Annotated in this window: 20 protein-coding genes; 17 read left to right on the forward strand and 3 right to left on the reverse strand. The window is 52.8% G+C overall.

Annotated elements, in window-relative coordinates; genetic code table 11:
- The first annotated feature begins 50 nt into the window (after positions 1 to 50).
- Positions 51 to 491 carry an NfeD family protein gene (locus tag FJ146_13760; protein ID MBM4253034.1) on the forward strand — a complete coding sequence of 147 codons (441 nt, stop codon included), beginning with the start codon at positions 51 to 53 and terminating at the stop codon, positions 489 to 491.
- Positions 492 to 521: 30 nt separating this feature from the next.
- A complete protein-coding gene (locus FJ146_13765; protein ID MBM4253035.1) occupies positions 522 to 1,433 on the forward strand; it encodes a paraslipin in 912 nt (303 codons plus the stop codon).
- A gap of 27 nt (positions 1,434 to 1,460) precedes the next feature.
- Here the strand turns inward: FJ146_13765 and FJ146_13770 are convergent, their stop codons facing one another.
- Positions 1,461 to 2,987: a hypothetical protein gene (locus FJ146_13770; GenBank protein ID MBM4253036.1), complete on the reverse strand. Its 1,527-nt coding sequence runs from the start codon at positions 2,985 to 2,987 to the stop codon at positions 1,461 to 1,463.
- Positions 2,988 to 3,258: 271 nt separating this feature from the next.
- Between FJ146_13770 and fbaA the strand changes: the two genes are divergently transcribed.
- The 5 genes from fbaA to FJ146_13795 all read left to right on the forward strand — a co-directional run bounded on the left by fbaA (position 3,259) and on the right by FJ146_13795 (position 9,225).
- Positions 3,259 to 4,326, forward strand: coding sequence for a class II fructose-bisphosphate aldolase (fbaA, locus tag FJ146_13775; protein MBM4253037.1), 1,068 nt, complete (start codon positions 3,259 to 3,261; stop codon positions 4,324 to 4,326).
- Entirely contained in the window at positions 4,327 to 5,295 is a 969-nt protein-coding gene (locus FJ146_13780; protein MBM4253038.1) for an RluA family pseudouridine synthase, read from the forward strand.
- 56 nt (positions 5,296 to 5,351) lie between these two features.
- Positions 5,352 to 6,851 (forward strand): hypothetical protein, encoded by a 1,500-nt coding sequence (locus FJ146_13785; protein ID MBM4253039.1) that lies wholly within the window; start codon positions 5,352 to 5,354, stop codon positions 6,849 to 6,851.
- Complete coding sequence (locus FJ146_13790; GenBank protein MBM4253040.1) at positions 6,835 to 7,578, forward strand: hypothetical protein; 744 nt, start codon at positions 6,835 to 6,837, stop codon at positions 7,576 to 7,578. The genes FJ146_13785 and FJ146_13790 overlap by 17 nt, the downstream gene beginning before the upstream one ends.
- Positions 7,579 to 7,713: 135 nt before the next feature.
- Positions 7,714 to 9,225, forward strand: coding sequence for a DUF1566 domain-containing protein (locus tag FJ146_13795; protein MBM4253041.1), 1,512 nt, complete (start codon positions 7,714 to 7,716; stop codon positions 9,223 to 9,225).
- On the opposite strand, the gene FJ146_13800 is transcribed toward FJ146_13795, so the two are convergent.
- Positions 9,202 to 10,407, reverse strand: coding sequence for a threonylcarbamoyl-AMP synthase (locus FJ146_13800; GenBank protein MBM4253042.1), 1,206 nt, complete (start codon positions 10,405 to 10,407; stop codon positions 9,202 to 9,204). The two genes, FJ146_13795 and FJ146_13800, sit on opposite strands and share 24 nt — an antisense overlap.
- Positions 10,304 to 11,542 (reverse strand): hypothetical protein, encoded by a 1,239-nt coding sequence (locus FJ146_13805; protein MBM4253043.1) that lies wholly within the window; start codon positions 11,540 to 11,542, stop codon positions 10,304 to 10,306. The genes FJ146_13800 and FJ146_13805 overlap by 104 nt, the downstream gene beginning before the upstream one ends.
- A 245-nt stretch (positions 11,543 to 11,787) precedes the next feature.
- On the opposite strand from FJ146_13805, the gene lipA reads away from it, so the two are divergent.
- The 10 genes from lipA to FJ146_13855 all read left to right on the forward strand — a co-directional run bounded on the left by lipA (position 11,788) and on the right by FJ146_13855 (position 22,227).
- A complete protein-coding gene (lipA, locus tag FJ146_13810) occupies positions 11,788 to 12,732 on the forward strand; it encodes a lipoyl synthase (GenBank protein MBM4253044.1) in 945 nt (314 codons plus the stop codon).
- 26 nt (positions 12,733 to 12,758) lie between these two features.
- Positions 12,759 to 13,640 carry a lysophospholipid acyltransferase family protein gene (locus FJ146_13815; GenBank protein MBM4253045.1) on the forward strand — a complete coding sequence of 294 codons (882 nt, stop codon included), beginning with the start codon at positions 12,759 to 12,761 and terminating at the stop codon, positions 13,638 to 13,640.
- Between the two features lie 122 nt (positions 13,641 to 13,762).
- Complete coding sequence (locus FJ146_13820; GenBank protein ID MBM4253046.1) at positions 13,763 to 14,314, forward strand: hypothetical protein; 552 nt, start codon at positions 13,763 to 13,765, stop codon at positions 14,312 to 14,314.
- Complete coding sequence (locus tag FJ146_13825; GenBank protein ID MBM4253047.1) at positions 14,311 to 14,781, forward strand: hypothetical protein; 471 nt, start codon at positions 14,311 to 14,313, stop codon at positions 14,779 to 14,781. The genes FJ146_13820 and FJ146_13825 overlap by 4 nt, the downstream gene beginning before the upstream one ends.
- A gap of 11 nt (positions 14,782 to 14,792) precedes the next feature.
- Positions 14,793 to 15,551 (forward strand): matrixin family metalloprotease, encoded by a 759-nt coding sequence (locus FJ146_13830; protein ID MBM4253048.1) that lies wholly within the window; start codon positions 14,793 to 14,795, stop codon positions 15,549 to 15,551.
- On the forward strand, positions 15,548 to 16,225 hold the full coding sequence (locus tag FJ146_13835; protein MBM4253049.1) for a hypothetical protein: 678 nt from the start codon (positions 15,548 to 15,550) through the stop codon (positions 16,223 to 16,225). Before FJ146_13830 ends, FJ146_13835 begins: the two co-directional genes overlap by 4 nt.
- 58 nt (positions 16,226 to 16,283) lie before the next feature.
- Positions 16,284 to 17,456: an acyl-CoA dehydrogenase gene (locus tag FJ146_13840; GenBank protein ID MBM4253050.1), complete on the forward strand. Its 1,173-nt coding sequence runs from the start codon at positions 16,284 to 16,286 to the stop codon at positions 17,454 to 17,456.
- A gap of 142 nt (positions 17,457 to 17,598) precedes the next feature.
- Positions 17,599 to 19,902 carry a tetratricopeptide repeat protein gene (locus FJ146_13845; GenBank protein ID MBM4253051.1) on the forward strand — a complete coding sequence of 768 codons (2,304 nt, stop codon included), beginning with the start codon at positions 17,599 to 17,601 and terminating at the stop codon, positions 19,900 to 19,902.
- 418 nt (positions 19,903 to 20,320) lie between these two features.
- Positions 20,321 to 20,599, forward strand: a complete 279-nt coding sequence (locus FJ146_13850) for a hypothetical protein (protein ID MBM4253052.1) — start codon at positions 20,321 to 20,323, stop codon at positions 20,597 to 20,599.
- 152 nt (positions 20,600 to 20,751) lie between these two features.
- Positions 20,752 to 22,227 carry a hypothetical protein gene (locus tag FJ146_13855; GenBank protein ID MBM4253053.1) on the forward strand — a complete coding sequence of 492 codons (1,476 nt, stop codon included), beginning with the start codon at positions 20,752 to 20,754 and terminating at the stop codon, positions 22,225 to 22,227.
- The last annotated feature ends 1 nt before the right edge of the window (position 22,228 follow it).

Here is a 22,228-nt window from a genome sequence, read left to right on the forward strand (position 1 = left end):
CTTTGCCGAACACCACGTGTGGCGTACGTAAGTACTCAGGGAAGGTGGCGATGGAATTCACGGCGAATCATGCATTATGGTGGCTAGGGCTGGGTGTGGCGCTACTCGCCATGGAAGTCCTCACAACGAGTTTTGGCTTCATCTTCTTCGGGATTAGTGCGCTTTTTGTCTCCGTGATTTGCTGGCAATTTGGCCTAGCCGACGTCATTTGGGAGATGGTGGTCTTCGCGGTCATGGGTGGCGTTTCGGTGCCTTTATTCCGGAGTCGCGTGCGCGCTCTGCTCAACAGATCGAAAAATATAAGTATCGATACTGGTAAAGAGATGCTTTTGACTGCGGCCGTTGGCCCGCGGGCTGAGGCTACTTGTGAGTACCAGGGTGCTCCTTGGTCGGTATTTAATGATTCCGATCTTGCGCTCCAGGTTGGGGATCGTGTCACTATCACTAGGGTCGATGGTATTCGACTTGTTATTAGGCCGTTACACTCGTGAACCGCAGATGAGGTGGGAGTTATGGACATGATGGTTGGTACAATTTTCGTCGTGCTGGCGTTTGTACTGGTGTTTTACATCGTCAGGATCGTGCCGCAGCAGAGCGCTTATGTCGTCGAGCGCTTGGGTAAGTACGATCGTACATTGACTGCAGGGTTACACATCATTTTGCCCTTCATTGATCGCGTTAGTTATAAACATTCACTCAAAGAGCTAGTCCTGGATGTTCCTGAGCAGCTTTGTATTACGCGTGATAACGTACAGATTCACGTTGATGGCGTACTCTTTATGCGTGTGATGGACGCTTCGCGCGCATCCTATGGGGTGTCGAACTATCAGTGGGCCGTCAGCCAGTTAGCTCAGACAACGTTACGCTCTGAATTTGGTAAATTAGATCTTGACCGGACATTTGAAGAGCGTGAGTCGATTAACGGTCAGGTTGTATTGGCTCTCGATAAGGCGACCGAATCTTGGGGGGTAAAAGTACTGCGTTATGAGATCAAGTCGATTACGCCACCCAAAGACGTGATCGAGGCGATGGAAAAGCAGATGCGCGCTGAGCGTGAAAAACGCGCAAAGATTCTCGAGTCCGAGGGTGATCGTGATTCGAAGATTAACCGGGCGGACGGTGTGAAGCAGGAAACCATCAAAGCCTCTGAGGCCCAACGTCAGAAGCAAATCAACGAGGCTGAAGGTGAGGCTTCTGCTATCTTGGCGATTGCAACAGCGACCGCAAATGGTCTTAGGCAAGTGGCCAGCGCTCTCGCAGCTGACGGTGGCCGTGAGGCCGCGCGGCTGCGTGTTGCGGAGAATTGGGTTAATAATTTCGGCGAGCTTGCTAGGACCACTAATTCCATGATCGTCCCAGCATCGGTCAGCGATATGAGCGCCATGCTAGCGACGGCATTTGGTGTATTCGAGCAATCAAAGACTAAACAATGAAGTACGATAAATCATGCGCGGTCCCATTCAGATGACCGACCTCACTGTGGCCCGCGCATTGTTGCCATTTGGTGTGTCGACACAAAATCCTTGCTGATTAGCGCTCGCTCCCGGGGCGATCTTAGCGTTCCACTCAGCAATTGGTTGGAAGGTGACGCTGTCCCCGCCGGACGAGACGTTAACGTTCCATTGCTGGGCCAATTTCGTCCCATTTAAATCTAGGGTTAGCGTCCACGAGGTCAAGTTGCTGGAGCCATTGTTAGTGACGATGACATCAGCGCAGTATCCGCTTTGCCACTGCGATTTGATATTGATGGATGCCGTGATACCACTGTCGCGGTTCGCTGGGGCAGGAGTGGAAGCAGGAATCGGATTAGGCAATGGTGCCGGTGCCGTCCTCGGCGCTGACGACGGCCTTGGCAATGGCGTCGGTATCGGCGTGGGTATCGGAGCGGGAGCATTAGGTATCGTTGTCGTTCCTGGAACTTCAGGCGTGACTACCACAACGTCGTCAGCTTTCTGTGCCGCGCTTGGGGCTGTCACCTGCAGATTTGCATTACGTGCGAGTTCAAGAGCGCGCGCCTGCCAGAACTGGCCCGCACCTGGTCCACCTCCACAGTTGCCGTCGGATTCGCCAGGTGTTTTGATCCACAGGTAGGCATCGACACCGGTGATGTTAGTGCGGGAGGTTGGTATCGTACCGAGACCCCGGCCGGACGGGTTGCACCAATCATTATCACCAGCCGCACCGCGACCGTTACGACTGGAATCGATAACAAAATTCTTTTTGACCAGAGCGCGAATTTTACTTCCGTAGTCCACGACGCGTTTGTTGTCGAAGTAATTGCTCGTATTCAGGGCAAAGCCGGCCGCCATTTCAATTCCTACCTGCTTCAAGCGCTCCGCAGCGATGTCCGGCGCTAACCAAGCAGGATGACCTACGTCGACATATACTTTGGCGTTGGGAGCTTTCTCCTTGAACTGAGTGATAGCAAATCGCAGGAGGTCGTAGCGCTCGGCTAGCGCTTGCGCGTTCAAACAATCTGTCAATGCAAGCGCATCTGGCTCTAGCACGATATAGGCCTTGGCCTGGCCAACAGCGGCTGCGAATTGAGAAATCCATGTGCGGTACTGACCCGCCGGAATTCCACCTGCCGAATGACTGCCGCAGTCACGATAAGGGATATTGTAAGGAACCATGACGGCAGCGGCGTTAAACGAAAGCGCTTTGTTCGCGTGGGCTCTCACGGCGGATCCGATGTCGCCACTCCAAGCACCATACCAAACGCCAACCGTGTTATTGGCAACTAGTTCCATGAGTTTGGTGTCGGGATGATTTTGACTGCGCAGCGTCGCGGCAGCACTCTTGGCGGCCGTACTCGGCGCCACGAGAAATCCATTGACCACTTCGGAGCTGGACTGTTGAGCCCCGCCGGTGCTCTGAATCTTGCTTACGGGTGAGGGGCGACAGCTAGAGACGAAGGCCCCCGCGACTCCGACGGCACCACCTAGGACGAAGGTTCTCAGCGTGTGTGTCAGCTTAGCGTTCATCATGATTAGGCGTCTCCTACATCGGGGAGGGGCAACAACGAGTGCCCTCTGAGGTCGTATGCGGGAACCATTTTGCAAGCTGAGTGCCAGACCGGTGTTTTTGAATAATTCAATAATTACGTTAAGTTATTGATTATCTACGAATCGCCAGTCTGTGCAAATCTTAGTTTGCGTGTAAAAAGGATTGGCGATTGGTGGCTCCTGCAATAATCTGCCGTTGCCACGTAATAGGCTGTTTTTTATTCACGATTTCGTTAGCTGAGGTGGTTTATCCATGGCTAAGTTCAAAGCTGGTGTGATCTTCGGCGAGGACCTTAAAGCTCTTTATGCGGAAGCGAAGGCGCGGCAGTTTGCTCTGCCCGCGGCCAACGTCACAAGCACAAGTACGATCAATGCCGTCTTGGAGACGGCGGCTAGAGTGCAATCACCTGTGGTGGTTCAAGTGTCGCACGGCGGAGCGCAATTTTACGCCGGCAAGGCACTAAACAATGATCATCAGCGGGCAACTATCGTCGGTGCAGTATCTGCAGCCGAGCATGTGCACCATCTGGCTGAACTTTACGGAGTGACTGTTGTACTTCATACGGATCACGCTGCACGCAAGTTACTGCCGTGGATTGACGGACTACTCGATGCAGGTGAGAAGTTTCACAAACTTCACGGCAAGCCTCTTTTCAGCTCGCACATGTTGGACCTGTCGGAAGAGTCTCTGAGTGAAAACATTGAGACCTGTGCGACCTATCTAAAACGGATGAAAAAGATCGGGACCTCGATCGAGATCGAGCTAGGTGTTACTGGTGGTGAAGAGGACGGTGTCGACAACACGGGAATCGACAGTTCGCGGCTGTATACGCAACCACAGGACGTCTGTTTTGCTTACGATGAACTATCCAAGGTATCGAACCATTTCACGGTGGCGGCATCTTTTGGCAACGTGCACGGTGTTTATAAGCCGGGCAATGTCCAGCTGCGGCCGGTCATTTTGAAGAATTCCCAGGACTACGTCTCGAAAGAGAAAGGGACTGGACCCAAGCCGGTTGATTTTGTATTCCACGGTGGATCAGGATCGACTGCGGCAGAGATTCGTGAAGCAATCTCTTACGGTGTCATTAAAATGAACTTGGATACCGATTTGCAATGGGCTTTCTGGGACGGAGTGCACAAGTACTACCGTGAGAAGAAAGACTACCTGCAGGCGCAAATCGGCAATCCCGAGGGCGATGATCGGCCCAACAAAAAATATTACGATCCACGCGTGTGGCTGCGGTCTGGTGAACAAGAGTTTTCGAAACGGCTTGAACAAGCGTTCCGTGAGCTCAATTGTATCGGTGCAAACAAGTAGATGAAGACTTATGACCTGACGGTAGGCGCTGCCCAAAGCGGCATGCGCCTTGACGTATACTTAGTAGCCGCTGAGCTTGGCTTGTCGCGGCGTAAGATCCGGCAGGTGATTGACGTTGGTGGTGTGTACGTCAACCGCAAGCGAGTGCGCATAGCGTCGCGGCAGGTTTGTCGCGGCGATAAGATTCGTGTGGAGTACAGCGAATCATCCCTAAAGACGATACGTGCAGCAGAGCCCCAACTGGCAGCTGAGGCGCTGCTTTACGAGGCTCACGGGGTTGTTGCCATAAACAAACCCCCAGGCCTACCGTCTCAGGCGACCAAAGATCAGTCGGTGATGCACGTGGTGCCAAGCTTGGAGGCGCTCTTTAAATCGTTAGGGCGCCCCAAGACCCCGTTCACATTAGTGCATCGCTTAGATAAGGAAACCTCTGGCGTCATCTTGGTCGCGACTAGCGCTGCCAGGGCTACATGGCTCACCGATCAGTTCAGGGAACGCGCTGTGCGCAAAACTTACCTGGCCTTATGTTACGGGGTGGCCAAGTCCAAGTCTTTTACGGAGCGTGCTTTCCTAACCGAGATTGATAAACGGTCCGGGGATGTCAAAGTGGTCCGCGCCGGTGGACGGACGGCAGTGACGCACTTTCGGGTGCTCAGTGAAAATAAGGAACTAGGTATAAGCCTCGTTGCTTGCCACCCAGAGACAGGGCGTAGCCATCAAATCAGGGTACATCTGCAGCTAAACGGTCTGCCTATCATTGGGGATAAACGCTACAGTGGCCCCAGTAAGCGCCCCCTACCTGCCCAGTTGGCGGAGTTGAGTTCTCTCCACCATTTTCTCCATGCCTATAGTTTGCAGTTCGCGCCGACTGCCGGCAGCAAGCCAGTCCTCGTGAATGCGTCCATGCCGCCCAGGTTTATCAATTTCATCAATGCCTCGGGGCTGCTGTTTGACGCTAGTCAGGTTTAAGCACCGCATATGGTAACATTGTATGCAGGTTAGTTAATCTGGCATGCAGTGGGTCCATGTACCGAGGGACAAAAAATTTCCTTTATATTTTGATCGCTGTTGCCGGCCTAATCTCAGGCAAGGCATTTGGAGCGATATCAAGCGCGCTGCATGTGATCCTTGTTGCCGATGATGTCCAGATGGATCGCTTAGGTGGTAGCAAGGTTTGGGGGCGTGCATGCAAGACCTTGGGTAAGTCTCTGAGCCAGAGAACTGGTCCTTGGGGCTTCGGTATTATGACATCTTATGATTGTCAGGTGGTCAAAGCAGCACCATCTGCATTCAAGGACTGGACTTTAATCGTAACGGCGACTGCCGAACGTATTAAGCTAGAACTCTACTTTGCGGAAATAGCGAAACCAGTCGCTACTACCGGATTTAAACCTGCCGATAAGCCCCTTGAAATCATGGCAAAGCCAAAATTTACCTCGTGCCTTAGCCTGGAGCTGTTAGAGCAATTGCCAGCGATTTCTCGCTTGGGCAAAGTCGTCAATAAAGGCGATAAGTCACAAATCACGATTAAAAATCAGAGTACCTATGAGAATTTGCTACCACCTCCGGTAGAGCTGCTTATCTACACTCTGGACTATGATGCTCCGGCAAAATTGTGGCGCGTTCATGTCGTTAGTTCTGCTAAGCGTACTGATTCGCCGACGGACAAACAAATCAGTTGGATGCTAGATCGACCGATACCGAATGGTGTGGGCCCGCTTTGGTTCCATGATGCTTCGGGCCGCAACATGCATGAAATTATGCATGAAGAAGTGATCCAATCGACCCATGATCAAATGCTAGCTAAAAGTCTAGCCGCTGTAGTTTCCAGCAGCGTGAAGGCGCAGTTTGCTGGAGGTTTTTTGGGCATGCGCTATGGGCGCTCGATCACTACCGGTCAGTTAGTCAATCGGGTCGGCCAGCTTTCCGTTCTAGCAGAGCTGCGCGGATCTCCGATTAACGGCCTCCGACTCTACTACGATCTTTGGCCAGAGGTTTCTGATACTGCACAACTAGACGCGGTGAAATTTGGAGCTAGTCGCGCAGTTTTGGGTTGGTCGTTTGGGTTGACTTTGGGCGGTCCTTTCGACCGCATGGATTTTGTACCCAAACTGGGACGATGGAGCATATTACTAGACTATAATGTTAAAAATCAGAGCGGTTTGATTCAAACGGTTCAGTTTAAAACCACAGGTGCATTGAGTGCGGGCTTAGAAATCGGCCTAGAAAAGGACATCGGTCCACTTATGCTGCGCCTTTGGTTAGCAGATGATGTCGGTTCTAATCCGTTGCTCCGTACCTTATCGACCCGCGTCGACGATTTGAGAGCTGGCGCTGATCTCTGGATCAAGGGCGTATCCGTGAACCCTCTGGGTAAATCCACAAATTTGACGTTTTTGTTGTTTGGTCTTTATGAAAATCTCAGTTTACGCAAAAAAATCGCTGGCGACTCGGGCGAAGTTGCTATCGACGCACTCAATCTGCAAATAGCCATTGTAGGGGGTGGTCTTGCGCTTACTTGGTAAATACCTGCTATTTTTATTTTTGCTTGCGCACCCAACGTACGCCGCTGCGCCGTCCGGCGGTTCAGATCCTTTGGCACAAATTAAATCAATATTAAAGCAAAAAGGCGGCGCCCTGCCTCACCGCGTGGTTTTTATCGCTGAGCTTAGCGCTGCGCGCTTTCCTCTATTTACTGAGCTTGATACCGCGGTTTTCAATAAACTGAGCTTTGTCACCGTGATTGAGCCCCTGGATGTCAAAGCGTCGATCTTAGTGAACAACCTGCCATGGCCAGATGGTGCGGACGAAGTCCGGCTTCAAACCATTTTTAATCTTCTGAGTCCAGATATCATTGTCGTTGGTACGCATGATGGTAAGCCATGGCGCATTTACACCCTGGTAAATGGCATACCGCGCGTGATTGTGAGTGCAGCTGGACCTTATGGTTTCGCCTCAGAGCCGCGGATATTGCTCCGTTGGCTTTTGCATGCTTTAGGTTACGACGCTGTAGTGACTCATGTGAACGGTAATGTTGTGACTGTGGTGGGGATTTCCGGTGATATCGAGCGTTCACCAGTAGGGCGTGTCCTAGACCAAAGTGCTGGGCGCTTTACGATCGAGGCTGACGTGAAGAGTGTGATTACCGAACTCAAGCTGATTTCCGCTAAAGGTGCAGTAGGTGAGTTTAAAATTCAGGGCCTGCCGAATGACCGTAACCCTATAGTCGTTGGGTCTAAAGTCGTCTTTTAGGCGCCGCGAAGGGTAGATGCAAATAATTTAAATTATTAATTTTTATTTAATATTCTCAAGGTTTTTCATGCCCGGTCGATAGGTCTAGAGGTAGTTCTGGTGAGTCACCGCTATCCTGGTATCGGAGTCGTGTAAATGGGCAGCCGGTCTCACAAATTAGCGATCTTGCTGAGCGCTTATGCCCTCGGGTGCAAGGGCGGCGTGAAGGCCAGCGTCGCCAACAACGCGCCGGCCGCCGCTACGGGGCAGGTGTCTTGCCTGCCGACTGGGCCCTTTGGGCCAGATTGCCCAGCACCAGCCCTTAAGATCACAGACGTGAATAAGATCATCGTGCAGCCCGGCGACAATCTCGTCTTGAAGGGCGAAAATTTTCGCAGTGGTCTGCGAGTAAAACTGACGTCCAGTGCCGGCGACCAGGATGCTGCGTTTGTGACTGAGAGTGCAAGCCAACTAAATGTCAAAATTCCGACGAACCAGACTGTCGGTCTGGTAACCATAAACCTGACTCAGGACGGTGTGAACCAGCGTGTCACTATCATGTCGGACGGAGGTAAGTCCGATTTTCCCGTGACTAACATGACGCCCGATTTAGTTTGTGGTGGTCTCAAGTTCTACGATGGTAACGGGACTCTGCAGGTAGGCACACGTAATTGCGGGTCCGGTGGATCAGCGTCTGGATGTAATGTTGATGGCCAGGTAGGATGTCTATCCACAGCGGATTTTCCAGCAATCAAAATCGCCGCCCTCGATCCTTGGAACCTGCGCCACGGTGTCACCACGGCTGGTGTGGTTGGGCGTTTACCGCTGAACTGCAGGAACACTGTGGCTAAGGATAATTTTAGCGCCCAGTTGCCACGCGCTGTTAGTGCTACTGGGAACCCATCGATCTTCACTCTAGCGAATCACGGACTAGATAACGGTCAAAAGGTGCGCCTTAACTATGATTTGGGTCTCAACTGGCCTGCGAGCGATGAGCTTTATACTAGAGATCTGGTGGTCAATAGGATAGACGACAACACTTTTAGTCTTCTGGATGGTAGCACAATAGTCACCGCAACCTCGTTAATGAACAATATGACGGTGTCTCGCGTTCAGCTAAGCGAAACAAACAAATACTCAACCCTTGACCACGCGCTGAACTACATGGGTTCAGGGTATCTCTATAGCAATCCTTGGCCAGCCGGAGCCGAATGTGGTGGACTTGAGGTTGTAAAAGGCGACACCAAGGTTTGGCGCGATGTGACGTTAGATGCCACGCTCGCGCCGAGTAGTTGCTCCGCGACGCAGCAAAATTGCGCCTACCTAGACAAGATTTCTAACCTAACTTGGACAAAGAAATATATGGTGCCTCTGGACTGGGCCAACGCAATGATTGTCTGCGACGCGCTAGATTACAATGGTAAGTCAGACTGGCGGCTTCCTACGCAGTTGGAATTGATGGCCGCCGCAGCTCACGGCGCTGTCACTATCGAGAGTATCGACTGGATTCCCAAAGATACGATGCTATTGAGTTCAACCACGGTGTCACCGGTGCTTGGCCAACTGGCAGAGGATTTGACGTATAAAGCGTGGCAGACCAGCCTAGCCGACGGGCTCACGCAAAGAATCGATAAATCTTCTGTATCAGAATTCGCCTGTGTGCGCTGAACCACCACGACTTAGTCGATCACAAATAGCTGGCCAAAGTCCACCCGCTCTTTGGGAAGGTAGCTCTGCAACGATGACATGCACGTCACTATGATCTAACTCGCGCAGAGCGTTGAAAAGTCCACTGGCGACTAATTGATCGTCGGCAGGAAACTGGATGATTTTTCCGGCGCTGAAAAGATCTTTATCCAAGCCTAAGCCATCTAAAGTGATTGGAAGTGCTCCAAAACTCATAATGCCAATCCGGCTTATTCCGGAGAGCCGTCCTATTTTGTATGCGAGCTCTGAGGTCAGCCCTGCGCCCGCGAGAATGAGTGGCTTCGACGGCGCATAGTGTAGCTTCAGCATGCCGGGGGCTGCGGGTTTATCGGTCAGCGGAATTTGTAATTCCGTAAAATGCGCCCGCGCTACAGTTGTAATTTGCTCCACTGGCAGACCGCCTGGCCGTAGCAGGGTCAGCGTGCCATCGTGATTCACGGCGACTATAGTGGACTCCACACCAACTGGCGCGGATCCGCCGTCAAGCACGAGGGGGATGAGGCCGCCAAGTTCCTCGATGACATGATCAGCAGTCGTGGGGCTGATGCGATTTGAGCGATTGGCGCTCGGTGCTGCGAGAGGTTTTTGGGAGGCCTCTATTAAGTCGAGAAATGCGGCGTGACGCGGCATGCGAAACCCTATTGTCGCAAGACCACCAGCGACCACGGCGGGGAGTGCCTCGCCCCTTGGCAAAACTAAGGTTAAAGGTCCCGGCCAAAACGCCTTCATCAGGCGATCACTCACGCATGTGGCCGCATCGCTCAGTGTACGTGCATCTAGGAGTCGCTGACTAAGCAACTTGGCACAGGAGTTAGAGTGACGGCCAACATGGACAATGAGTGGATTAAAAGATGGGCGGCCCTTGGCAGCATAAATCTTGGCGACTGCTGCTTCATTGGTAGCGTCAGCTGCCAACCCGTAAACAGTTTCGGTCGGCACAGCAACAACCTCGCCACTGACGATGAGTTCTTTAGCTACGTGAGTGGCGCGGTCTGAGCATTTAAGGCGTTGTGTTTTCACGGTCCTAGTCACAGCCCTCTCACTCGGCTCCACCAGCTCCGTCACTACCCACGTTCTCAGAAGCACTCCAAGCGATGCCGCGCGGAAGGAATTCTTGGTTGGGGGTGGGCGCCTCTTTAGCAAGCTTGTCGCCGCGACAGATTAGATAATCAAATTTAGCCTTAGTTGGCTTCGACGCTGATGCTGCCCGTTTAGCGTTAGACGTTTTTGACACAGCGACTGATAAATTGCTGCGTTCTGGGCGCCCCACAACGACGGCCTCTGGCATAGTGAGCTTTAAGCTCTTGGCTAAGGACTTGCTGGCAAAGGCAAGTAGGGTACCGCTTAAGTGACTGCGGCTGATGCCAATGGATTTATCAAGCGTTTGCATGATCTTCGGTTGTTGCCACGTTCCCTCGCTATAACACCAATCACGACTCAACTTCAGCATGGGGCAGGGTGTCCGCGCGATGCAGGGGTATAGCGGTTGATACCCAAGTTCCGCGAGCTGGTCACGGAGTTCCATGGTAGCCCTGGCAAAGGTCTGTGAGGCGGGTTCGAGAACTAAAAGTAACGTGTTCCCCTGCGCTTGATCTGTCAACAGACGCATAATGCGGGCGCGCGCTGGAGCATTGCGGGCGAGTTCGTTCCATACGTAGCCGAGCGAGATACCGTGAATGGCATGACTTTTGGCCGTCGGGATCATTGCTGCATCTAGGCGCTCCAAACCTACGCGGTGCGTTTTGACTTTGGCGCCGCAACCAGCTTGCGCGAGCAAGCGTGATGCTGCCGCAAGTAAACTCGAACTTGTGTCGTAGAGATGGATATTAAGTGCCGCAGGCGGTAGGCCTGCCCCCAACAAGTAATCAACGACCGCATGGGCAACGGCTCCAGTGCCGCAGCCCAAATCGTACCAAGTGACTTCGGTCTTGGACGCAAAGTGCTTTAGGTATCCGGCAAAATCGGTGCGGTCTTGCAAGCGTCGCAGCAGTAAGCGTGTGCGTGCTGCATTAACGAGATGAAAGCCAAGTAGATAGGCTACGGTGAGCTGCTGACTGCTGAGCATGCCACGGCTGACCTCCTGACGTTCCTTGGTGAAGGCCTCCCAAAGGTCAATGATAGTCCCAGTCTCTTGGCGCAACACCTTACCAAGAATTGCCTCTGGTGTCTGGCCCTCTCGCGATGTTCCGCGTGGCAACTTGGCAAACTCCAGAACAGTGTCACGCCACGCGGTGAGCATGCGTCCGGGGAGGTTGATGGGCTGATTGAGGCTAGTCATGGTGTTGCTTACTCCAGGGTACACGGGCCGCCCAGGTGTAGTCGGTTTTTGGCACGAGGTCCACCGAAGTGTGCGGTGGACCGCTGAGCCCTAGTGTCAGTGATTATAACTATATAAAATTATTGAATAATCGTCACTACTCTCTTGAAGGCGTCGCACACTTAAGGCTTGTTCCCTCGCGGATTAGGGTATAAATCACAGCCAGGTCAGCCTGATGCTACCAACGCGAAGTGAGTTCACTGATCATGTCCACAGAAGACCCAATGGCCACCGAATTACGGCCCGCGGCAGCGCCGCAGGATAAACCTCTGCATGTTGGTAAGCCTGCTTGGCTGAAGACAGCCATTCCGACTGGCGGCACCTACTTTCAAATCAAAAAAGACCTCCGTGAGCGCAAGCTTTATACGGTCTGTGAAGAGGCCAAATGTCCTAACATCAGCCAGTGTTGGAGCCAGCGCACCGCCACTTTTATGGTGCTGGGTGATACATGCACCAGGGCCTGCCGCTTCTGCAACGTCAAGACTGGTAACCCAGGTGGGTGGTTAGATCCGCACGAGCCCGACCAAACGGCAGAATCGGCTAAGGCTATGGGGCTAAAATACGCCGTGATCACGATGGTCGATCGTGATGACTTGCCCGACGGTGGTGCCGCCCATGTGGGGCGCGTGATTCACCGCGTCCGTGAACTGAGTCCGCACATCAAGATCGAAATATTAGCCGGTGACTTTGCGGCGCAGGACCACTGTTTGACTACTCTACTCGCCGCTAAACCTGACGTGTTTGCACACAATCTAGAAACGGTGGAGCGCTTGACTCCGCGGGTGCGCGATGCCCGTGCAGGCTATTTGCAGTCGCTGCGCGTGCTGCGTCGCGTGCGTGAGCTGGCAGATTACCGCGTCTACACGAAAAGCGCGCTGATGCTCGGCCTAGGCGAAACTCTCGCTGAGGTGGAAGCAACTCTGGCTGACATGCGTGAATACGGCGTCGAGTTTGTGACCATTGGGCAGTATATGCGTCCGACCAAGAAGCATCTGAGCATCAAGCGTTGGGTGCCGCCAGAGGAGTTTGATGAGATCGCGGCCAAGGCACGCGCCATGGGCTTCCTGTCCGTGGTCTCTGGCCCTCTGGTACGGAGTTCGTACCGCGCGGCCGAATTCTTTAACGCAGCCACCTCCGGTGCGGAGCCGTAGTCACACGTGGATGGGGGTGGTTTGGGGTGGATCGTTGGCTGGATCGTTTACTTGCGGGCATACTAACGGCCCTTTGGCTTGTGCTGGCTGCTTTGCCTATGATCTTTTTAGACCGGCTAGCGGCGCTCTTTGCGCCAGTGTACCGGCTACTGGCGCGGCGCGATAGGCAGCGTCTTGAGTCCAATGTTCACAGGATTTATGGTCTGCCTCCGCAGAGTCATTTTGCCCGCATGTTTAGTCGTCAGGTCTTTCGCGAGCAACTAACTATCGCTCTTGAGACGATGCGTCTTGTGCGCTTTCCAAGTCGCGCGAGGATCATTGGCTTCGATGAGCTTGAAGGGCGAGTGGCCGCGGCCGAGGCCGCCGGTCGTGGGCACATCATGGTAACCGCTCATTTGGGTAGCTGGGAGCTTTGCGCTTACTATGCGCAAAAAGCTGCTAAGCGGCCTCTACACGTGTTGGCTAAACCGGCAAAAAGACGTTTTCTCACTAAATTTCTCGATAAGTTAAGGGCGCGCATGCAAGTTCACGTGCTGTGGACCGACCGCAAAACCTTGGTTCGTGACATGCTGGGCGCCTTGAAAAAAGGCGAGTCGCTTGGTTTTGTGATGGACCAGAAGCCCGAGGGGCGGCAGGGGCCGCGGGTGCCCTTTCTAGGCATCCCCACGGAATTTGTGACCGGGCCCGCAGCGATGACCATCCGCTCAGGTTGTCCGGTCATAGCGATCTTCTGTGTACGCGAGGGTTGTGGCCAGTATCGACTACTTAGCAAAACTTTGCTCGGCGCTGACCACGGTGAGACTGATGAGACGGCGATAACGGCGCTGTTCGCGGATGCCATTACTGATGCCATCCGCGCTTATCCCGAGCAGTGGACCTGGTCTTATAAAAGGTGGCGCGAAACCTAGATGGTTGCAGCGCGGTAGTCATACCTCATACAATGGTAGGCACTGGTTACCTGTGAAGTGGCGATGCGGTGAGTTGGTAGCACTGTAACCGACTAGCCCTTAATGCGAAGGAGCCGTGGCTGGTGAAACGTTGCACCCTTGGCGCATATCTGATTATTGCGTTGTTGCCGTGGGCTTCCGGGAACGCAGTAGCTTTGCCGTCCCAGTCGTACGAGCTAGGCGTTGCTGGGGTTAGCGGCGGTGATGACCATGCCGATCCTGCTGGTCTCGTGCGCGTGGCAATCGGCAGCTCTCACTACGGACAGATGCTGCTATACGGCGCCGATTTTGGCCCGGTGAGGGCGCGCAATGTTTTAATTTCCGGTGGCTTTCATCATGCGCTCAAAGGACTCGACCGCGTCGAGATGCAGTTTGGGCTCACCCTAATGGATGAGTACATTGGTATCTACAACTCAACGCGCAAACGAGCGGACAACACGGATCAGCCGAAAATCAGCGAGCACAATTTTAATATCGGCGGCATGTTGGGGCTACGTCTAAACTTGATGCAAAAATCTCGCTACACGGCGAATCTGGGGTGGGAAAGTCACCTGTTCCTCGCAGGCAGCGCCGCAATTTATCTCGTAACAGGCGTGAAACAAGCCTGGTACGCATCGGTTGGGGTGTCAATATGAGGCGCCTGAAGTTGACGGTACCAAGGGCTATCTCCTCCGTAATTTGCGTGGTCGCCTGCACTTTTATGAGTCTCGCTGCACCGTTGCAAGCAGGGTCGATTGGTCTTCTGTTCGGTCCCGGCAACGCGGGTAATGGAGGGTCTAATCCTGTTGGTATTCCTCCAGGTGGTACTGATATTGCCATCAAGTATGTGACATCCGGTAACAGCGAGTTAACGGTGTCCCTTGTCCCTGGAATTTTATTCGGTAAACGTTTCAGTGATGGGAATTTCTACACCAGTCTCGGTGCCGGGGTTTTGGTTAGCGCTAGCGGTCTTGGACTTGGGGCCTACAGCTCCTTTGGTTATCTCTCGGGCACTGGCAGTGGGATACACTTCAACGCTGAATACACGCAAAGTATTGGCGCGAACGGTAAAGGTTGGACAGCTCCGGGTGCAGGTCGCATCGGTGCGGTTTGGAGTTTCTAGGAGGCCTCGGCATGGCGCGTAAGTTAATACTTGGGATATTTATCGTTGCCTCATGGCCACTCATGACCGGCTTTGTCTTGCTTGGCAAGGAGGCGGCGACCTTGCCAGCTACGGTCGATGCACCGTCGATCGAATTGCTGTGGGACGGCAAGGCACCAACCATAGCCGAAAAAGAAAAATTTGCTGATGGGAGCTACGGCGGTAGTAGCGATGCCGAGATCATGGAGCGGATTCTGAAAAAAGCCGCGGCCACCTGGTCCAATGTGCCTGGGAGTTTTTTGCGTCTGACAGTTAATGCCAATACGGCAGCCGTTGAGGATGCAGGCGATAAAAAGTACAGCATTATCGTCAAGGCCCTAGAAAGCGCCACGGAGGGTGGTGTGGCACGGCCAGTCGTTAACGACGGCATCATTGACGATTGCGATATCGCTTTGCCACCATCGGAGATTGATGCCAACGCCCTGCTACATACATTGACACACGAATTTGGGCACTGCCTAGGACTTGGTCACGCACATACTAACTACAAAGCCATCATGGGTTACAGTGGCAGCTCCAATCAGGTTGAACTTGGTGCCGACGACATCTCTGGCGCTATTTACCTTTATGCCGATCCAAATGACGCTGAGGCTAAAAAATTCCGGCAACTGGTTGGCATTGGGTGCGGCAAGATAGCAAGTGCTTCGACCAATGAAGGCATTTGGACGATGATAGCAGCGCTGCTCTTACCATTGGTGACCGCAGTCGTGGCGTGGCGGAGGGCGCATTGAGCGATAGGCTACAAAGGCTCAGGCAGATTTTGCATGTAACGCCACGCAGTGCTATCGAGTCGTTTCTAGTATTTTTTGGGCTCTGTATGGCAGAGCCATCGCCAAAATCACTCATGGTCGGCGGCTGTATCGCGGTCCTCGGCGAGGCGTTGCGCCTGTGGGCAGGAGGCTATCCAGCCTTAGCTTTGCGTGCGGGGCCCTGTCGTTGGGTAAGGCATCCGCACATTCTGGGTTCCGCACTACTTTTTGGGGGCCTGGCTATGGCGACGACGAACTTTTACGCCATGTTGTTAACGCTCTTACTCCTGCCTTTGGCCTACAAGGGACGATTTAAACGTGCAGAAGCGGCGGCCAGGCAGCTGTGCGGTCCCTGGTACGCCGATTACGAGGCAACGGTTCCAGCCCTTTTGCCGCGTCTTTGGCCAGCCTCCAAGGTGTTCCATAAGGGCGCGAACCAGCTGGTCAGTAAACTGGAGTCACGGCAATTTTCTTTTGAATTAAGCTTGCTTAGAGGCCGCCATCGCGAGCTCGACACAGTGTTTGCGATGGCCCTTGTCACTGGCGTGCTGTTTTTACTGGTGCAATTTGGACCGCGTGGCCTAGTCCAGTGGTCGATCTTTGGTATTCTGGTTTTCATGGCGGGTATCCGGACGGCTTATTACCGGTTGCGTTGAGATTGGTGATCAGCGATGCTCCGGCTGTTGCAACCTATTTTTTAGAGGCTTAACTATTATGCCGCATTCATCTCCGTTTCCTGACTTCGTCGATATCAAAGATCTCCTGACTGAAGAGCAACGCCTCGTAGAGCAAAGCGTGCGCGAATTCGTTGCTAAGGAAGTTGAGCCGCGGATCAAGGACTGCTACTTGGAGGAGAAGTTCCCGACGGAGATTATTCCGCGTCTTGGTGAACTTGGTCTCCTCGGCTCAAACCTAAATGGCTACGGGCTCCCCGGTATGGATGCCATCGCTTATGGTTTGGTGATGCAGGAGCTTGAGCGTTGCGACAGCGGTCTCAGAAGCTTTGCCTCGGTGCAAGGATCGCTGGTGATGTACCCTATTCACGCCTTTGGCAGTGAGGCGCAGAAGGAAGAGTGGCTGCCCAAACTTGGTAGTGCCAAGGCCATTGGCTGTTTTGGTTTGACCGAAGCTAACGGTGGCTCAGACCCAGGCGCCATGATGACGCGCGCTGAGGATAAAGGAGACCACTGGCTATTAAACGGCTCCAAGATGTGGATCACCAACGGCAACCTGGCCCAAGTCGCAGTCGTTTGGGCTCAGACTGCCGACGGCATCAGAGGATTCGTCGTTCCGACGAATAGCAAGGGATTCACTGCGCGTAAGATGACTGGGAAGCTGTCGTTGCGGGCATCTGTGACTTCGGAGCTCTACTTCGACAACATCAAGCTACCTAAAGATGCGATACTGCCTAAGTCCGCGGGACTCAAATCAGCTCTCGCCTGTCTCACGCAAGCGCGGTACGGCATCGCTTGGGGCGTCCTTGGTGCCGGTGAGGCCTGTTTTGACGAGGTGATCGGCTACGTCAAGGATCGCGTGACTTTTGGGCGCCCGATTGGTCACAGTCAGTTGATCCAACGTAAGCTTGCTCTGGCGCTGTCGCGACTCACCCAGGGTAAGCTCCTGGCCCTTCGTCTTGGGCAGCTGAAAAATGCGGGCAATTTGCACTTTGCCCAAGTTAGTATGGCTAAACAGAACAATGTTGAGGCTGCACTCGAGGTTGCCAGATCTTGCCGTGATATGCTCGGTGGCAACGGTATCATGGCAGAGTATAAGAGCATGCGTCATATGTGCAACTTGGAGACAGTTTATACCTACGAAGGCACCAACGATATTCACCTGCTGATTGTCGGTGCGGAGATAACTGGGACGCAAGCCTTCGGTGCTTGAACGCGCTCTAACTCACTGAATAAATAGTGGCCCTTGGTGCTTCTTGTCGAAGCACCAAGGGCTAAATCTTGTCGATGTGTAATGTTTGCCGGCTAACGGTCGATAACTCCCTGAGGGCTCTACCAAGTCCTCAGGGAGTATTATGCTGCGGTCAGTCGAACAACAACTCGAAGAGGCAAACAAGCTGATTTTCGTTAAGCGCTACGCTGACGCTGATCAGGTGTTGGCGCATCTAGTTGCCAGTGAAGATGGTCGCGATGAGGCCTTGGTCCATTTCCGCCGTATTGAGTTGGCGACCATGCTTAAAAGCCTCGACAAATTGCGGCAGCATTATGCGCAACTTTTGCAGAGAACTGCCAACCTAGCATTGGTTGAGACCTGCATTGTACTCATTCAGCAGCAGGGCGATATGCTCGCACCCAGCGAAGCGGCCGCCCAGTTTCAGGAGCTGATTCGCACCCACGGCGCAAGTGCTGCAGCCTACTACGGCATCGGGTACGCCATGGAGCAACTGGGTAGTTACGAGCGGGCGATTTTTAATTACCAACAAGCCCTCAACATAGACCCGAATTGGGTTGTTGCCTATTTTGGTCTTAGTCAGGTGCACTATCAACTCGGAGACGACAAGCGAGGGGATCATTTCTTTTATCTTTTCGAGCGTGCTGCGCCGTACAATGTTTACGGGAACTTTGAAACGCATCGCCAACTCTGTCAGGACTTTCTGCAGCGCGAACGTTATTTAGATGCCGAGGTTGCCATCCAAACGCTGTCCACCTGGTGGATAGAGAACAAGGGCAATTGCCCCCTGGAGATTCAAGTATACGAACTCTTTGCCACGGCGCGTATTTCTGAGTCGCAAGGAGACCGAGTCCAAGCAGCAGATCGTCGCCAACGGGCTCATGCGCTCGCCGACAGTGCCTTGGTCGATGAAAAAGTTGCAGAGCATGTACTCTATTTTATTGCTAAGGTTCTTGAAGATTTCGACAGTCTCAGCCGTGCCTGCGTCTTTTATGAAAAGATTTTGCGACGCAAGAATGCAAGCTCTCAAGTGATCCAAAAAATTGGTTCTCAGTTTTTGGCTCTCGGAGAATTTGAAATAGCCAAGGAACTATTCACAGCCGCTTATCAAGTGCATCCAGAGCACAGTGACGTGAGATTTTGTCTCTTGGTTAGTCATTTGAAGCTTGCTGGAGTTAATGTTGAGGAATACTTGATCGGCAGAGAGCGATTGCGTCAGCTTATCAGTGGCAACGGTGACAAGGTTGAATTGCTTGCGTTACTTCATAGCTTGATCGCGAAGTTTGCTGGTGACGCCGACGTCCAGGGCCATATTGCTGATGTTTACCTTAAGCTCGGCAATATCGAGCGCGCCGGCAAGCATTTTGACAAGATGTATCAGATCGATCACCTGAACCGCTCGACAGCACTCAAGTACGCTAACTTTGTACTCCATTACCGCGAAGCCGATCAGGCTAACGGCATTTTGGATCGCATCAGCGCTGACGCCACCTTGCCTAGCGATGATCGCGCCGAAATATACTGGCTTAAGGCGAGCTTTTTCGCGCGCAAAAAGGACTTTGCGGAATCTCAGAATATTTTGCGCAAAGTTCTTAAGATGGATCCCTGGAATGTTTCCTATCTTGTGCAAGAAATCATCAACTTGATGAATCTAGCTACGCTTGACGCCGAGCAGAAGAAAATAGACCCAGTGTTGACCGCAATCACGAGTGGCGATGATTCCCCGCTGTCATGGCAGGAATTTGACCAAAAAACCGACCGTATCGAAGATCAACATGCTTACGAGCTGGCCTATGCTCGTCGCAAACTCCGTTATCTTTATGCCAACGGATCCGACGACACGCTGCAGGATTTGGTGCGTTCTGCCTGTCGCCAAGATGCGGCAATGGCAACCTATGAATTCATTAAACTGCTGAATACTAATTTTGATAGTTACAGCATCTGCTGGGCACTTGGCACGCTTTATAAGGAACTGTGGCAACTCGAGACTGCAGGGGTCTGGTTTGAACAGATGCTGATGTACTCAAGCATTCCATCGGGTGCTAAGGCTCGTGCTTATCTCGAATTAGCCGACTGCTATATTTGGCAAAACAGGAGTTTCGACAAGGCTGTCGAGTACGCCAAGCTCGCTCTTGATCTTGCTGAGGGACAGGACGGCCGTAGTAATCGGACCTTGGCCCATGCATACCTAAAGATCGGACAGATCAGGCACGCCAAGCAGGTACTCGATCAAATGGACGCGGATTCCGATCCGGAAACGCGATATCTTCAAGGGCTTTTGCACTACCGCAATGGTGCGCGTGACCACGCGAATCGCATCTGGAAGCCTCTGCTTACTATGCGTAGCGAAAGTCTACGGTTTCACAACATAAAGCAGGATATTCTGCGCTATTACTTCGAAGGTGCACCGTATCTGAAAGTCAATTAATGACCTGGTCGGCACTATCAGTGAGCCTAATCAGCACCCAATTGTTAAATTTCCAAAAAGTTTCGGCCACCTAGCCAGAAAAAACATTGACTATGAGAATGTTTTATGGAGAATAGGATCCGAGCTAAGACATCATAAATTGTAGGTATTTGAACACACGGTGCGGATCCATAGGGTTAGACCTATCGTTTCATCATCGTGGCGGTTTAAGGCCGGGGTATATACTTAAAAACCCTACCTAAAATCGTGTCAGTTGCGATTGCGCTAAAGTTTTCGGTCAGAATGCCGATACAGCCACATCAAAAACGTGCCTGTAGAGGGGAGAGGCATTGAGGCCTCAGAGTTTTTTGCTGCTACTTAACGACCATGGGGGGACGTTGTGAGGCTTAAAATCGAACGACTCGGGAGAACGGCGACTATGCAACACACATCATCGGAATGTTGCAATTGTGGAACCGAAAGTAAGTGCCGCAGGCGCGAATTCAGCGAACAAGCCTGGACCGTGCTGCTTCTCTGGAACGAGGTCCAGCCTTCGGCTGTAGACCAGCCACTTTGTGACAGCTGCTACGATGAACTCCGTGAAACCCTGATAGACCGCGCCGAAGAGCTCGATGGAGCCCTTAATAATGTCCAGAACCCTGCCAAATCGCGTCCTGCGACGGGTACAGGACGGTCCAAAGTACGCCGGGCTGGGTAACCGCAGTCCCCCCTGCTTAAGTTACTAAGATGGAAGGTCCCGCTCTGGGACCTTTTGTTTATTTCAAGGGTACACCTCTCAAGTTGTCGTGACGGCTGCCGATGAACGAGTGACAGCCACCATCACGTCATACCTTCTGGGAGGAATACCGGATGATGCGAGCTCAACTGCTCAGCCGTGTCCAGCGTACCTGTGAACTTAGCCAGCGCACTCTTTTGACCCCGGAAAAGGCGTATGCACATGGCTTTGGTGGTTACGGTGAGGCGCTCCGCTTTATGTGGAGTGGTCAGTATGCAGAGGCCGCTAGTCATGCCTCGGCAATGTTAGCTGAAAATCCTGACATGGTGGGGCGATTCGCAGTGATCCGACTGTGGATTGAGGCTCTCGCCGAGCAGGCCGATCGCCCCTCACTGCGTTTGGTGAAGGAGCTGCTGTTGACTCTCGGTCGCGCCAATCCTGAGGATCAAGCCACCTACTTTGCACTCCGCGGCTTAGCTCACTATGAACTTGATGAGCTCGATGCAGCGCGCTTCATGGCTAAGTGCTGCGAGGACTATAAGGCTGACCCCTACTGTCTTGAATTGCGCCAGTTGGTCTCTAATCGTGACGAGCAGCTTACTTTCCCGTTGCTCACAGAAGTTCCCCTCGTCGACTATTATCATTGGCAAACTGTAGCTCGTACACTTCTAGCCACTGGCTATCGTGACGAATTGAATCTCATCCTCTCATCAATACGTGAGCAATGCCCTGTCGCATCGCTGTCTCACCTCTTTGAATTTCACTTATGCATCGAGGCCGGTTTTTATGCGGCAGCTGCACTAGTGGCTGAACGGATGACGGAGCTCTACCCTGATTCAGTCGATTATCGTTATTACCAGGCTTATGCCCTTTATGAGGATGCTGATTATCCAGCTGCGCGCAAAGTTCTTGCAAAACTATTGGCCGAGGGGCATGGAGATGACCCTGAGGTGACCGGTCTGCTCGGTCATACACACGCTAAGTTAGGTAATGCCGAAGAGGCAGCGCGATGCCTGCAACGTTCTGTATCGTTGCTTAAATCACACGGGCTACCTTACTCGCATCTGTCGCTGGAGCTTTCCGACGTCGAGGAAGAATTGCGTGGCGATGAACTTGACCCAACCTTAACCATGCCGCAACAGACGCGCAAATGGCTGATTAATTTGTCTCCCCGGCGGTACAACGAGTTAGTTACTGGTTCTACCGAATCTATAGAGAGACTCCTCCGCCCGATGGGCCCCGAGCCTCGCCTCGGTGATATCTGCTTTTTTGCCACGACGACACGTAGCCCGCAGGGAACTCAGTGGAAGATTGTCGCCATCTATATGGTTGACTCCTTGCCGATGTGTCATCCAGTCGATGGCTATCACTCGGCGTTGCGTCTCGTAGCCCGGTTACCTGATGGATTACCCGTTGATATAGAAATGAGTGACGAACAACCGGGGACTGAAACCAGACGTGTACACAAACGTGATCAGCACATTACTTACGGCGTCTATGAACTCGACAATTACGCCATCGATATCATCGAAGAAGCGGTCCATTTAAGTCGTGAAGACATGATCGAAAGACGCCGCGGCAGTGCGCAAAGCCGTCGCCCGACAGCTTAAT

The sequence above is a fragment of the Deltaproteobacteria bacterium genome, from assembly GCA_016874735.1.
GTDB lineage: Bacteria > Bdellovibrionota_B > Oligoflexia > Oligoflexales > CAIYRB01 > CAIYRB01.

What these genes read in the sequence shown, in the direction of transcription:
- FJ146_13760 (MBM4253034.1), top strand. Translation starts at nt 51, where the DNA reads ATGGAATTCACGGCGAATCATGCATTATGGTGGCTAGGGCTGGGTGTG.
- FJ146_13765 (MBM4253035.1), top strand. Translation starts at nt 522, where the DNA reads ATGGTTGGTACAATTTTCGTCGTGCTGGCGTTTGTACTGGTGTTTTAC.
- FJ146_13770 (MBM4253036.1), bottom strand. Translation starts at nt 2,987, where the DNA reads ATGATGAACGCTAAGCTGACACACACGCTGAGAACCTTCGTCCTAGGT.
- fbaA (MBM4253037.1), top strand. Translation starts at nt 3,259, where the DNA reads ATGGCTAAGTTCAAAGCTGGTGTGATCTTCGGCGAGGACCTTAAAGCT.
- FJ146_13780 (MBM4253038.1), top strand. Translation starts at nt 4,327, where the DNA reads ATGAAGACTTATGACCTGACGGTAGGCGCTGCCCAAAGCGGCATGCGC.
- FJ146_13785 (MBM4253039.1), top strand. Translation starts at nt 5,352, where the DNA reads ATGTACCGAGGGACAAAAAATTTCCTTTATATTTTGATCGCTGTTGCC.
- FJ146_13795 (MBM4253041.1), top strand. Translation starts at nt 7,714, where the DNA reads ATGGGCAGCCGGTCTCACAAATTAGCGATCTTGCTGAGCGCTTATGCC.
- FJ146_13805 (MBM4253043.1), bottom strand. Translation starts at nt 11,542, where the DNA reads ATGACTAGCCTCAATCAGCCCATCAACCTCCCCGGACGCATGCTCACC.
- lipA (MBM4253044.1), top strand. Translation starts at nt 11,788, where the DNA reads ATGTCCACAGAAGACCCAATGGCCACCGAATTACGGCCCGCGGCAGCG.
- FJ146_13825 (MBM4253047.1), top strand. Translation starts at nt 14,311, where the DNA reads ATGAGGCGCCTGAAGTTGACGGTACCAAGGGCTATCTCCTCCGTAATT.
- FJ146_13830 (MBM4253048.1), top strand. Translation starts at nt 14,793, where the DNA reads ATGGCGCGTAAGTTAATACTTGGGATATTTATCGTTGCCTCATGGCCA.
- FJ146_13840 (MBM4253050.1), top strand. Translation starts at nt 16,284, where the DNA reads ATGCCGCATTCATCTCCGTTTCCTGACTTCGTCGATATCAAAGATCTC.
- FJ146_13845 (MBM4253051.1), top strand. Translation starts at nt 17,599, where the DNA reads ATGCTGCGGTCAGTCGAACAACAACTCGAAGAGGCAAACAAGCTGATT.
- FJ146_13850 (MBM4253052.1), top strand. Translation starts at nt 20,321, where the DNA reads ATGCAACACACATCATCGGAATGTTGCAATTGTGGAACCGAAAGTAAG.
- FJ146_13855 (MBM4253053.1), top strand. Translation starts at nt 20,752, where the DNA reads ATGATGCGAGCTCAACTGCTCAGCCGTGTCCAGCGTACCTGTGAACTT.